Annotated in this window: 8 protein-coding genes; 5 read left to right on the forward strand and 3 right to left on the reverse strand. The window is 67.4% G+C overall.

Annotation, left to right across the window (positions count from 1 at the left end; translation table 11 throughout):
- Window positions 1-180 precede the first annotated feature (180 nt).
- The 3 genes from ABZ194_RS22880 to ABZ194_RS22890 are packed head-to-tail and all read left to right on the forward strand — an operon-like array spanning window position 181 to window position 4,332.
- The gene (locus ABZ194_RS22880; protein WP_355599033.1) at window positions 181-1,143 is read left to right on the forward strand and encodes a hypothetical protein; all 963 of its coding nucleotides are present in this window, start codon (window positions 181-183) and stop codon (window positions 1,141-1,143) included.
- On the forward strand, window positions 1,133-2,116 hold the full coding sequence (locus ABZ194_RS22885) for a hypothetical protein (protein ID WP_355599034.1): 984 nt from the start codon (window positions 1,133-1,135) through the stop codon (window positions 2,114-2,116). Before ABZ194_RS22880 ends, ABZ194_RS22885 begins: the two co-directional genes overlap by 11 nt.
- Entirely contained in the window at window positions 2,113-4,332 is a 2,220-nt protein-coding gene (locus tag ABZ194_RS22890; protein ID WP_355599035.1) for a hypothetical protein, read from the forward strand. Before ABZ194_RS22885 ends, ABZ194_RS22890 begins: the two co-directional genes overlap by 4 nt.
- Here ABZ194_RS22890 and ABZ194_RS22895 read toward each other — a convergent pair.
- From ABZ194_RS22895 to fxsT, 3 genes are all read right to left on the reverse strand, one after another.
- Entirely contained in the window at window positions 4,318-5,496 is a 1,179-nt protein-coding gene (locus tag ABZ194_RS22895) for a hypothetical protein (protein ID WP_355599036.1), read from the reverse strand. The genes ABZ194_RS22890 and ABZ194_RS22895 overlap by 15 nt on opposite strands.
- Window positions 5,497-5,669: 173 nt before the next feature.
- On the reverse strand, window positions 5,670-6,728 hold the full coding sequence (locus ABZ194_RS22900; RefSeq protein ID WP_355599037.1) for a hypothetical protein: 1,059 nt from the start codon (window positions 6,726-6,728) through the stop codon (window positions 5,670-5,672).
- A 21-nt stretch (window positions 6,729-6,749) separates the two neighbouring features.
- Entirely contained in the window at window positions 6,750-10,352 is a 3,603-nt protein-coding gene (gene fxsT, locus ABZ194_RS22905; RefSeq protein WP_355599038.1) for an FxSxx-COOH system tetratricopeptide repeat protein, read from the reverse strand.
- A 607-nt stretch (window positions 10,353-10,959) separates the two neighbouring features.
- Between fxsT and ABZ194_RS22910 the strand changes: the two genes are divergently transcribed.
- The gene (locus tag ABZ194_RS22910; protein ID WP_355599039.1) at window positions 10,960-12,159 is read left to right on the forward strand and encodes an FxsB family cyclophane-forming radical SAM/SPASM peptide maturase; all 1,200 of its coding nucleotides are present in this window, start codon (window positions 10,960-10,962) and stop codon (window positions 12,157-12,159) included.
- Window positions 12,156-13,448 carry an HEXXH motif domain-containing protein gene (locus ABZ194_RS22915; RefSeq protein WP_355599040.1) on the forward strand — a complete coding sequence of 431 codons (1,293 nt, stop codon included), beginning with the start codon at window positions 12,156-12,158 and terminating at the stop codon, window positions 13,446-13,448. Before ABZ194_RS22910 ends, ABZ194_RS22915 begins: the two co-directional genes overlap by 4 nt.
- Window positions 13,449-13,575 lie beyond the last annotated feature (127 nt).

Raw genomic sequence — 13,575 nt, forward strand, 5'->3', positions numbered from 1 at the left:
GGGGGTAGTTACCACAAGCCATTAACCCTCTTTAACGGCCACCAAAAATACGAGCACCGCCAAAAAAAATTACACTAATTGGGATATTTGCTTCCTCGGTCGATATAGCGTCATCCAAACCTGCATCATTTACGGTGGAGCCGGGTTGGCGTCGCCCGCGACGTGATCGAGGATGGTGACATGGCCGGTCGGACCACTGCGGGTTTTCTTCTCGTATGGTTCGGCACGTTCTGTCTACTGGGGAGTTTTCCGGCCCACGCCGATGACGGGCAGAAGCTGAGAGACGCGCGGGCCGTCTACTGCCTGTCGCCCGCCCGCCGCACGGATCTCGTGCACGCCGCCGTCTCCCTGGGACTTGTCCCCCCACCCCCGTCACCGCCTTCCGTTCCGTCCTCCAGTCCCGGCGCCCCCCCGTCCCCTTCCCGGCAGCCCATCGAAAACATACTGATCAACCACACCCCGGTCCCGCTCCTGAGGTGGCGGACCGCGGATCCGGCGTCCTTCGAGAAGGCGTGCGAGGCACTCGCCCGATCCGGCCCGTCACGGCTGGGTGACGAGAAAGGGCCGTGGCAGTCGATCATCGGCGGCATGATCCCTGTCGTGGTCGGCGCGCTGCTCACCCTGATCGCCACCACGTGGCACACCCGGATGGACCGCAGGGCGAAGGCGGCGGCGGAGTTGCGCACCGCGGCGATCGCCTACCGGAGGGCGGCCGAGGAGTACATGGACGGGTGGCTCAAACCGGGTCCTCAGCAGCCTCCCGACGAACCGGTGAGACGCGCCCGGCTGGACCTGGAGGAGCAGCTCTCCGTGGTCTCCACCCTGCGGCTACGCGCCAGGACGGAGACCACGGACCTCCTGAAGTCACTCAGAAGGCAGGTCAACGTTCCCTGGGGGGACGTGGCCGGATGGACGGCCGCGGGACAGAGAAAAAAGCTCAAAGAATATCACCAGAAAAGAACTGGCGAGATATCCAGCGACATGGAAAGAATACATAATCTGGCAACAGTCTTTGACAGCGTCCTGCCGTTCCGCTGGGCCGCCGTCGGCAAACGGATCACCAAGGGCTTTTCGGCACTTTTACCGGCTATACGTCGACGTGCGGGCATGTCCCCCTCCACGAGGAGGGGAGATGCGCCCTAACCCGTTCAACCACGCCGCACGTCCCCTCGAACGTTCCAGGGACAGCCCTCTCCGGCCGTGGGATATCACAGCGCATGAGGAGTGTTACGTCGCGGTCGATGACACCGAGGACAAGTATATGGAATTCTGTACTCTGTTTGAGGACCTCAGCGCACTTCAGGACGCCGGGCACGTCATCCTCGCCACCGGCGGAACGGCCGACGGAAAGACCTCGCTGCTCAACCGATGCGCGGCGGCTCTGCAGGGGCACGGGTTGCCGGTGGGAAAGGAGGGCACGGACCCGAAATCGAAGGATGACTCACCGGTTCATTCAACCGTTAAAATAGTCGACCTCTCCGGACTCCGTTTCCCCAGAGAGAATGATTCGACCCTTTACCAGGAGGTGTTGAATACCTTGGTGAGCAGAGGGATGAAGTTCTCGTCGTCCACCGAGGACACGGCCACCGGTTACGCTGCGCTCAGCTCCGACCTCGGGGACATGGGAAACTATCTCGTCGTACTGCTGCCGCCCGCGGACACGGTCGAGCGGGTCAGGAATTACCTGAGGTTCGCGAGAAACAGGATCGTGTTCATGACGGAGAGCTCTCGCGGCCTGCTGGACACCATTTCCCGGCACACCCGCGGCCGGCCTGAGCACTTCGCCGACTTCCTGGACGAGCAGGTCGGCCGATATCCCGACAGATACCTGTTCCATATGCATGTCGGCCCACTCAAACCAGACGACTACTGGAAATATGTCAAGGAGAGAGTGGAGAAGACTCCGGAGAGCCCTCGGATAAACGAGGAGCTGATCAAAGTCGTACGCGACCGGCGGAGCGATGTCACAAGCATCGGACAGTGGCGCAAGATTCTTTTCGAGGTCTTCAGCAGGAACCGCATGGACACGGTGGACGAAACGCACTTCGAACCGTATCTACTCTTCGGGGCTCCCCTCTGGAAACAGTTCATGGAGCCGGAGGACGGTGCCGTGTGAACACGCCTGTAAATCCGTTCCCGATGACCCCGGCGGTGCTGCTGGGCGATTTTCACGCGCTCACGACGGTCAGGACCGAGTCGGTGACCCTCGCGACCGACTATGTGACCGACTACCTGGACTACGCCCTGGGGGCCGTCCGGCGGGCGGAGACCGTCGGGCGAGGCCGCTGTCTCGCCATCACCGGAAAACTCGGTGCCGGGAAAAGCCATCTTCTCGGCCATCTCTCCACGCGCCTTCCCCCTTCCGTCCCGGCGGACCCGGCGATGCCCGGCGTTCACGCGTTCACGATCGGCGGCCCGTTCGGCCGCTTCCTCACCATCTACCGCGAGAAGCTGATCACCGCGCTCGATCGGGAGGAGTTCTCCCGGATTGTGCAGGTCTACCATGCCGACGCGACCGTGCGAATGCTCAAACGCCTCAACGCCTCCGAGGAGATCATCGCTCCGGTCCGCGATCTGAGGACCCCCTCCTGGCAGGTCGCGCGGCGTTACCACCTGTCCGAGGACGAGATCCGGCGGAACATGCACGAGAGGCTCAGAGAGGTCATCGACACCGACGATCTGGCCGCGCACCTCTCGCTGCTGGACTTCCCGGAGAACCCCGGAGCCATCTGGGAGTGGCTGAACTGCAAGGCCCCCGATCAGGCGCTGATCGAACGGGGGATCGACGAACCCATCGACTCCGACGCCAAGGCCTTCACCGCGTTCGCCATGCTGACCTTCCTGTACGGCAGGGCAGGACGGCCGTTCGCCCTGGTGATCGACGAGCTGGAGAAGATGATGCAGGAGACGGGTGACTCCCCGTCCTGGCACGTCGAGACCCTGCAGGCCTTCGAGAGGCTCGTCAACGTGTTCATCGACACCGGCGGGCTCATCGTGCTCTGCGTACTGCCGGAAAGTCTCCGCAAGTTCTCCGGCGGCCTCTACCAGAGGGTTCTGGTACAGCCCGTCTCACCGTTCACCCGCGCGGACACCGTCAAGCTCATCAAGGAGTACGTGGATGCGGACGCCCCCGTCTGGTTCTCCCCGAGCGCCATGTACGCCGTCGCCGATCTCAGCGACGGCAACCCCCGGCTGATCCTCGATCTGTGCCGCCGGACATGGGATCTCGCCTGCCGGCCCGACCGCCGCGTCGAGATCACTCCGGAGATGGTCCGCCGAGCGATCCGCGCCAAGTTCGAGGCCCCCCGCAGCAGCATCGTCTCCGGCGAGGTACGGCAGGTGCTGGAGGCGAACGGCTGGGTTTACGACTCTCCCGACGAGGATGACGAGTTCCACGTGCCCCGCGGCACGAAGGGAGCGGCGATCACCGTTCTGATCATCGACTCGCTGCTCCACGACGCGGCGCTGAACCGCGCCGTCCGCCGTATCGAGGGCATCCTCGCGTCCGCGGACGGCCAGGAGGTCATTGTCGTGGTCAACGGCTACCTGCGGGCCGGAGACCGCATGGAGATATCCAGGAAGATATCCAGGCAGCCCATGGCGTTCGATCATCACCTGTTCCGCGAGAATCTCCAGAGCCAGCTCCTGGAGGCGCACCGGCTGCTGGAGGAGGCCGGTCACGAGACCGTGTGGGAGAGCATCCGCGACGAGGTGCTCAGAGTGGGGGCACAGCAGACCTACACGCAGAGCATGGTGGAGCGGCTGGCGGCCGACATCGAGTGGCTGCGCGGGCCGATGGGCGCCGGGCTGCTGTCCTCCGCCGTACCGGACGCGCGGGAACGGTTGCCCGCCGAGGTGCGCGGGCATTTCGACCGCGCCTTCCGGGCCGTCGAGACGCTGAGCGGTGTCGGATCCCTGTTCGATGACACCTTTCTCACACCACGGCAGGGTCCTCCGCCGACCCGTCCCCGCCGCCTGGCGTCCCGTGAGCTCTTCGAGTCCGCCGGGGTCGCCATGGTCTTTCACAAACTTCTCCAGGCGTTCGTGGAGGCCGTCGCGTCCTGGCTGGACACCGTGACCCGCTTCCCGAGTGCGGCGGCCGAACAACAGATCGAGAGGCTCAGGGGCATCTGCCACTGTTACGAGGTCACCGCCGAGGTTCTCCCGCTGGCGCGGCTCGCCGCGTTCGAGTCCGGCCGTGAAACCACGGGGTTGGCGGAGCAGGGGGCCAGATCGTCCCAGCGGAGGGAGGCCGTGGACGCGCTCACCAATCTCGGGCTGCGGGTCCAGGAGTCGGTTCTCGCGGAGGCCGGTCTGTCACCACTCCCGTGAGCCGCTCGTTTCGCGGTCAAGGGCGGTCTCCAGCCGCTCCGAGGCTCGCTCTGTCACATGTGTCACCCCGGTGACCCGCGCGACCTTGGCGAAGGCCGTCCCCTCGGCCGAACCGCGCCGCCGCAGCCATCGAGGGATCTCCTCACGCCTGTCCCAGACCGCGTTCGAGACTATGTGGAGAACGTTGATCACGAGGATCGCCGGCGCCACGATGGGGATCGCCTCAGGAAGGACCGGTTGAAGGCTGAGCGCGAGCAGGATCGCGGTGATTCCGTTCTGCTGCCCGAGCGCCAGGTAGACGCGGTCGGTGACACCCATGCGACGTGGCGCGATGAGAACGCCGCCGACGATCACCTGGGAGAGAAAGGCCGCGACCCCCAGCGTCAGCCCCTGTACGAGGCGGACCTCTCCAACGAGTAACAGCCCGAGCGCGAATGCGGCGAGGTAGAAGGCGCCGTTGATGAGGCGGTCCAGCACCCGTCCCAGGGGGGGCCGGTAGAACAGCCCCACAAGGGCGACCCCCAGCATGAGGAACTGCCAGACGGCGAACACGACCAGCAGGACAAGGGTGGCCACGGACACCGCCCCGAATGTCCTCCGCGACAGCCCCAGCGCCTTCAACAGCCGCCACAGAAGCCATGCGGCCACGACGAAAAGGATGTTGATCCCCAGGTTGAGCAGGTAGGGCCCGAGGTCGGGCCGCAACCGTACGACCGCGTGGTCCGCGGTCATCCCCCTCAGCGCGAAGACGGACAGATAGATGGTCAGCAGTGCGGTGATGGGATCGTCGAACGAGGCCCACGCCAGCAGTAGCGCCTTGGCCCGGCCGGTCATCTGGGAGTGCCCCAGCATGGCGGCGACCGACAACGGGTCGATCTGCGCCACCGCGACTCCCAGCACCAGCGAGGCGGGATTCGGGAAGAAGGCGAGCATCACGGCGGCGATCAGCAGCGCCTTCAGAAGCACCCCGACCGTGACCGCGACGACCACCCTGCGGACGTCGCGAATCGCCTCGGCGGGAATCCCGGACGCACTGCCGTACAGGCCCACCGCGAGGAGCGCGGTCACAGCGACCAGGTAGACCGGGGAGGCCGACACGCCCTTGACATCGCCGGCCCATGCCACGAAAAGCCCCGTCGCGGCCGCGCCCAGCGCGGTTGACAACCGCCAGACGCTCGATCTCAGTGGCGAGCTGAAAAAGGTCGGGGAAGACAACGAGCCGCCTCCTGCTCGGTGACCGCCAATACCCGTGGTGGTTCCCGTAGTGACGGCTCATTGATGACTGCCGGGCTACCTCACCATCAGCTTAGAGGTTAATCGTTACCAGATGAAGGCCATCACTCATGGCAGTTATCAGTATCAAGTGGATTAAATCCACGCCGGATCATATCAAGCGCGTCGCGCATCCGGTTCTCGGCGTTCAACACCGCCGCCTGATTCATGGTGACGCCGAGAAGAAAGTCACCGCTTCTGCCGGTGGGATGAACATAAACAGCCCCTGCCTGCACGTCGAGGACGAACCTCCGCAGTTCCCCGCCGACCAGCCGCCGGATCGAGCGCCGGAGCTGGGCCAGCTCGGGCCCCAGCTCGGGTCCGAGACGCTCATAGTGGTCTCTGCGCTGATCCTGTGACATGCCGTTAAACCAGTTGCTCAGCCGCTCCGCGCCGAAGAGGTCCGCCGAGTAGGCGAACTTCCAGCCGCTGAAGGCGGCGAGATACTGCAGGTCGTCCTCATGGAGATGACCATCGCAGGCGGCCTTGACCATTTCGAGCCGCTCACCGTTGAGCGCCGTACCGTTTCTGGAGAAGACGGTAACCTTGCTCGGCTCGGCGGGCGTACGCACCGGTGAGCCTCCCGGCTGCTCATCGGGCAGTCCGTAGAGCTGCGTACGGACGGCGGTCACCAGGCCGGACAGCCGCTCGTCCATGACCTGAGCGTTCGGCACCGCCGCGACCGAGCCCGTCACATACTGACCGGGCCGGATCCTTCCGGAGTACACGGTGCCCTGCTCGGTCTCCAGCACCGTCCGCATGAGCTCTCCGGTCTGCAGGACGGCCAGCTTCCTGTCCAGACGGTCGGCGCTCAGGATGAGCTGGCGAAACGAGCGCTCGTACCCCTCCCGCACGCCCTCCGGCGTCTCGGCGGCAACCAGGGTGGGGCAGCGCGGCTCATTCAGGATGTCGACCGTGAAGTCGTGGTATCCCCCCTCGAAGTGCGCGACCACGTGTGGTCCCGAGGTGTCGACCAGGATGTTCGCGCAGGCCTTGATGAGAACGTTGTACCCGGGGAGTTCGGTGTGAGCCGCCCGCGTGACGGTGAGATGGTCGGCGAGGGGATGCTCGCGTGCTTCCGGCGACCTCTCCCAGAATTCCCGCGAGTAGCCGTCAGCCGTCATATGTCACGTGCCTTTCTTACCTCAGTAGCCCGGTACCTCGACGTCGATATCGGTCCGGCCGTCTCCGACGCCGGACCGAGTTCCGCGCATGTTTTCCCTGATTGCTTTCACTGTGTTATGGGATTCACCGAAAAGTGCGGCGAATCCCTCCAGCGCCCGCTGTTCCAGGGCCAGAGCCCGCTCCTCACTGCGCTGCTCGGCCAGGGTGCCCGCGTGATTCGCCGCAGCGGCCAGGACGAGGGGATGGAGGGGGCCAAGCCGGTCCATCAGCCCGTCATAGGCCGTCCGGCCACACCGTTGCGACTCCACGAGTTCCCCGGCGGCGCGCAGGTAGACGCCGAGGTTCATCCGGCAGATGTGGGTGAAGGGGTGATCACCGCCCATCACCCGTTCGAAGTCCCGTAACGACCGCCGCGCCCCCTCGACGGCCTGCGACCGGTTCCCCAGCGCGTGGTGGTCGGCGTTCCAGCTGACAGCACAGGTCAGGGTGGCGATGTGGTCGGGGCCGAACAGCGTGCGGAGCGACTCCACAGTCGTGGTGTCACGATCCAGCGCCGCCGCCGCCTGCCCGATGCGACGCTGGGTGATCGCCATTCCGCTCAGGGCCCGCAGCACGTCGAGATCGTCGAGGCTTCCCAACCAGGTCAGCCTCTGGACGGCCTCGGCCAGCAGCTCGCGTGAGCCGGCCAGGTCCCCGATCTCCCGCAGGTAGTAGGCGATGTTGCAACCGGTGCCCCACGCCTGCCGGTCGTCCCTGCCGAAAACGGCGATCCGCCGCTCGAAACGCTCGCGGGCGACGCGCAGCGCCTCGTGCGGATGGCCTATCAGCGCCGTCGAGACGGCGAGGTTGTTCATCGCCCGGCCCACCGCCGGATGATCGGCGCCGAACAGCTTCCGCAGCCCCCGCAGCGCGACGTCGGACCGGTCGTAGGCCAGGTCGAAGTCTCCGACCGCTCTCAGCCCGGACGCGTACGTCCCCTCGGCTGTGAGCACCTGATAGTGGTCCTTCCCCAGATCCCTGATAAGGCCGGGGAGCGCGACCTTGGCCAGCCGTACGGTCTCCTCCGGCCTGCCGAGTTGCAGGTTCAGCCTCGCCAGCACGACAAGCAACTGGTTGATAAGCGGCGTCGCCCTGCTCTCCGACCAAGCGGCCCGTGCCTGCTCGGCCAGTTCGTAGGCCTGTTCGCAGGAGGCCCGGTCGCCCAGGGAGTACAGGTAGCCGATCTGGTTCAACGCCCAGCGGCGCACCGGGGGCCTGCTGTCGGCGAGCGCCCCCAGCGGCTTCAGATGTCCGCCCGTCTCATCGAACACGCTCCGCGCCCAGGCGTCCAGGCCGTCCACGTACCGGGGGACGTGGTCGGCGAGGATCCCGGACAGCTCCCGCCGCCGCTCGGCGTGCTCCGCCGCGCTCATCCGAGCTCGGACGACCTCCTGAACCACCCGGTGCATTCGCACCGGCCGCCCGCGCCCCAGATCCGCGCGGAGAAGCCCGTAGCGATCGGTCTCGTGCAGGATCGCGTCGACCATCACGGGCTCCTCGACGCGTCTGTCCACCGCCGCCAGGGCCGCGAGCATCTGCGGTGACCGCAGCAGGGCCAGGTCGACTCCTCGCGGGGACATACAGGCACACGCCTCCAGCAGCCAGGTGCCGGCTTTCCTGGCGATGCCACCCTCCAGCGCCTCGATGACCAGACTCACCGTCACCCGGTAGGCCAGCGGATGCTCGTCCTTGAGCGGGGTGCGCCGCCGGCTCTTCTCCTGGAAGACGGTGACGAAACGGTCGACGGCCTGCGTCACCGCGCTTCCCGCCATGAAGGTGACGCTGGAGATGGACACCAGTTCCCCGGCCAGCCAGGCGCCCGCCAGATCGACCGCGAGCGGCAGCCCGGCGAGTGTCTCCACGACGGCGACGGCCTCTCGCCGGGGGATCGATTCCACCCGCTCCCGCAGCAACTCGACGGCCTCGTCCGTCTCCATGGGCCCCACCTCGATCGTGCGAAACGCCGCCGGGTGGGAGGAGAGGCGCCAGTCGCCGGATCGCGATGTGACGAGGACGTGCCCGGTGAGGCCGCCCCCCTGAGCCGGGATCGGGAGCAACTCCTGCACGTCGGAGGGGAGGTGCACGTCATCGCAGATCAGCAGCCAGCGGGAGGGGCCGTCGGTGGCCAGGTGGGCGCGGACGGCCTCGACGAGGTCACCGTGACGGGGGATGTTCAGGTCCGATGCCAGCCGGGTGAGCCCCGTGCGCAGTGCCTCGGCGCTGGACCCGTCCAGCCACGACACCAGGTCGTAGCCGGCCATGAAACGGCGGGAGTACTCCAGTGCGACCTCGGTCTTGCCCGCCCCGCCCTGGCCGACGAGGACCGCGCACCCGCTGGAGTCGGGGCCCAGGAAGTCGCGCAGCTCCTCCAGCATCGCGTCTCGCCCGACGAACGGACGATCGGGCGAGGGCATCCGGGCGAGGGTCCTGTCCGAGTCGGGGAAACGGATGCCTCCGACGCCGAACCGCCGGGAGACCGTCGTGGGGCCGATACCGAGCGCCGCGCGCAGAACCGCCGTGGCCTCCTCCTCCTTCAGCCCGGACAGGTCCAGCGACCGGTGACGGGTCAGGCCCGAGGGGATCGGCTCCCCACCCACCCGGACCATGACCGCGCCGGAGGTACGCCGCAGCCTGCCCAGTGCCGCCTCCGTGATGTCGGCCGGCGAGACGACGAACACGCGGTGACCGGGTTCCGGGGAAAGACCGCTGAACCGCTCCGCGTTCACCGCGTCGGCTCGCAGGCCGTACAGGGCGCTCTGGGCGACGAGCCATTCGGCCCAGACGCGATGGCGAGGCGGGTACAGCACCGAGACGCGGCCGAGGGGGGCCACCCGGCCGCGGGTGAGCACCGCGGCGAGCCGCTCGTACGCCCCCCGGAGGACGCCCCGCCCGCCGGGGAACTCACTGAGCACGACCGGCGACTCGGAGAAGTAGTGGTTGGCGACATACGGGATCTCCAGGTACGGCAGCGTCCCGGTGAAGTACGTGCCCACCAGTTCCCTGGCCCGGGCCAGCGCACCGGCCACACCGGTCTCGACACGCGTCGCCAACGGCAGGACGTCAAGGTCACGAGAGGCGGCGGCCCTCACTCCCGCGGCCTCCCGCGCCGCCTCCTCGATCCTCTTCCTGGTCATCGTGAAGCACATCACGACCGTGTCCGCCAGCTCGGCCGTAAGCCTCTCTGCCCGGGGTGTCCCGCCCTCCGGCGCGTCCAGGAGAACGTAGTCGTAGGAGCCGCCGGTCAACTCCTCCCTGAGCCGTGCCGTCTCCCCCGCCGTCGCCTCTCCGCCGGACGGGAGCCTCAGCGCATCGATCCGGCCGCACAGATCCAGATCGGCCCGGACCGCACCGCCCAGACCGGCTTCGGGCGAGATCGTGGGCAGGGTACGGTCCGGCAGGAAGTCGGCGAGGTAATCGGAGACACCGGACGCGTCGGGACCTCCGTCGAGAATCAATACGCGCTGTCCGTCCGCGGCGAGGATGAGCGCCAGGTTGCACAGGGCAATAGACCGGCCCACACCACTCCTGCGGGAATGGAACGCGATGACGGTGGCCGACGTGGCCGTGGCGGACTCCTCGCTCATCGCACTCCGTTTCATCGCCGCCGTCCCCACATCTGCCGCGTGGTCGGCGGGGCGGCCGAGAGTTCTCGGAATCGTCACTTCATAGGCTCTGAGTATATAGAACAACCGCCCGTAACCGTCGAAGCGCCACGAATATCGCCGCACCCACAAAACGCGAAATTCGCACAACCCAAATTAAGGATTATGACCCATCCTGAAACGCCACCCACAAGGGCTCGACCGACGCGTCGCCTCCCAGCAGGCGTCGTAGCGCGTCGGACAGGGCACCCGGGGGCAGCGAGTCGACATCCCCCAGGGTCATACCTCCAAGATCGATGAGATCCGCCTCGAACTCGTACCGGCTTTCCTCCATATGACGCCCCCCGCCTCGCAAGCATGAAAGTGGTCACCGCGCCGCTCGAACATCACGTTCATGGTGCGCAATCTCCTCCATATGGTAGGAAACTCTCTTCCCCGGCAACCAGCCATCCGAGAAAACCCGCGATTTGATGTCTTTGTGCTGATATACAGGGGAAGAGAATTACGTCAGGCCGGATGCGAAACTTTTGTTGGCTGTATGGCCATTCGGGAATCAGGCGCCCCTGACCTGAGGAGATGCGACGCAACCGTGGAATGGCCGGATGACCTGGACATTCAGGCCCTGCTGGGGAGGGGGTGGCGGCCTGCCCCGTTCCGGGAGTTCGTCCTGAAGGTTCACAGCCGCTGCGATCTCGCCTGCGACTACTGCTACGTCTACCGGTTCGCCGACCAGCGATGGCGCCGGCTGCCCCGCACGATGTCCCCCCGTATCGCGGAGATGGCCGGGGCGCGGATCGCCGAGCACGCCCGCGCCCACGTCCTGGACCGGGTGAACGTCGTCCTGCACGGGGGCGAACCCCTGCTCTGCTCCACCGATGACCTCACCCACACGGTGAACGCCGTCCGTGAGGCGGTCGGCGACGGCATACGTGTCTCGATCACCGTTCAGACCAACGGGCTACGGCTCGACGCGTCCTATCTGCGGCTCTTCGACAGGCTCGGCGTCACGGTCGGGGTGAGCGTCGACGGCGACGCCTCCGCGCACGACCGGCATCGCCGCACCCCCGGCGGTACCGGCAGCCATGCCGCGGTGGCCCGCGCCGTCCGGCGACTGGGCTCCCCGCGATTCAGGCACCTGTTCTCCGGTCTGCTCTGCGTCGTCGACCCCCGATCCGACCCGGCCGCCGTGTTCGAGGGGCTCCTGGACTTCGAGCCGCCCATGATCGATTTTCTCCTCCCGCACGGCCACTGGTCGAGCCCGCCCCCCGGCCGCCGGGTCGGCGACCCCGGCACGCCGTACGCGGACTGGCTTGTCGAGGTGTTCGACCGCTGGTACGGCACGCCCGGCCCGCAGACCCGTGTCCGCCTGTTCGAGGGCCTGCTGAGCCTCGTACTCGGCGGCACCTCAGGGGTTCAGGGGGTCGGCCTCGACCCGGTGCGGATCGTCGTCGTGGAGACGGACGGCGGCATCGAGCAGGGGGACGTGCTCAAGACCTCCCGGCCGGGGACACCTCGCAGCCGGCTCAACATCGCCACCGACGTGTTCGACCGGGCGCTGCTCCTGCCGCAGATCGTCGCCCAGCAGCTCGGTCCCGAGGCGCTCGCGCCCGAGTGCCGCGCATGCCGTCTGCGCCGTGTCTGCGGAGGCGGCCAGTACGCGCACCGCTACCGCGAGGGTTCCGGCTTCGAACATCCGTCCGTGTACTGCCCCGACCTCTATCGACTGATCTCCCACATCCAACAGCGGATCCGCGCGGATCTCAGGGCACTACGGGGGGATGCCGGATGACGCTCAGGACACACACCCTCCCGATTCGGCTCTTCACCGCCCTGTCCTCCGGCGGGGGCGGCGAGGAGGGCGTCCGGCCGCTCGTCGCCGTCGAACGCAGCAAGCGCCTGCTGCTGCTGCGAGGTATCAAGGAGGAGGTCCTGCCGCTGCGCGACCGGCAGGCCGGCCTCACCCGGGCCGGATACCGGATGCTCACCGAGATCGGCAGGACCGCGCCCCACGCCGTCGACGACGTGCTGTGCTACCCGGCGGTCGGCCTGTGGGCCGTCACCACGCTGCGCACGCTGCGGGCGGGTGAGACGGGCACCGCGCGTCCGGAACGGATGGCCGCCCTGGCCCTGGCCGCCGCGGTACGCGCGCGGACGGACATGTCGGCGACCCTGCTCAGCGAGGGAGGCACGGTCATGTTCCCCTCGCTGGGGCGACTGCTCCTCCCCGGAACACCGGACCGCACCCCCGTCACCGTCCGTTCCCGCGAAGGGCACCTTGAGCTCTCCGCCGCCGGTCGGTGGAGGTGCCTGACCTCGGGGCGCCGTGACTGGCAGGAGATACGGCGTCTGCGGATCGGCTCGGGACCGTCCAGGAGGGAGATCGCCCTGGACGACCTCGACCTTCACCGCTTTCCGAGCGCCGTCCGCGCGCACCGCCGACTCAGCTCCGCCGAGATGACGGACTGGCGGTCGCGCGTCGACGCGGGCTGGGACACGCTGATCCGCCACCATCCGCAAACGGCCGAGGAGGTCCGGCGGACCGTCGTCATGCTCGTTCCTCTCGCCTCCGACACCTCGGCCAGCGCCAGCGCCCGCTCCTCGTTCGGCTGCGTCGCGCTCTCCCTGCCCTCCAGCGGACTCGCCGCAGCGGTGACCCTCGCCCATGAGAGCCAGCACGTGAAGCTCAACGCCCTGATGACGATGTTCGACCTGGCCCACCCGGTACCGGACGAGCTGTACTACGCTCCCTGGCGGCCGGACCCGCGCCCGTTCACCGGGCTCCTCCACGGCGCCTACGCCCACCTGGGCGTCGCCGGTTTCTGGCGGCGTCAGCGGCGGCACGAACGGGAGTCGCTGACCGCTGCCGTCCACTACGCCCGATGGCGGGACTCGACGCTCGACGCGGTCCGCCGGCTGCTGGCCGCCGACCGGCTGACCCCGGTCGGACAACGCTTCGTCGAGGGCATGCTGAAGGTCCTGGAGAGCTGGCAGCGTGACCGGCTGCCCGCCGACGCCCTCGCACGGGCTCGGTCGCTGACCGACCAGCACCGGATCCGCTGGGCCGGCATCCACGGCTGACGGAGCCCGCGGTCTCCGGAGGGGGCGCCCCGGACTCCCCGCGGGGCACCGTCCGCGCCGACGGGCCGACCTACACCCTTGTGTGTACAACGAACTTTCCCGCCCCTGGAGGAATCGTCCGTTCCAA

The sequence above is a fragment of the Streptosporangium sp. NPDC006007 genome, from assembly GCF_040614315.1.
GTDB lineage: Bacteria > Actinomycetota > Actinomycetes > Streptosporangiales > Streptosporangiaceae > Streptosporangium.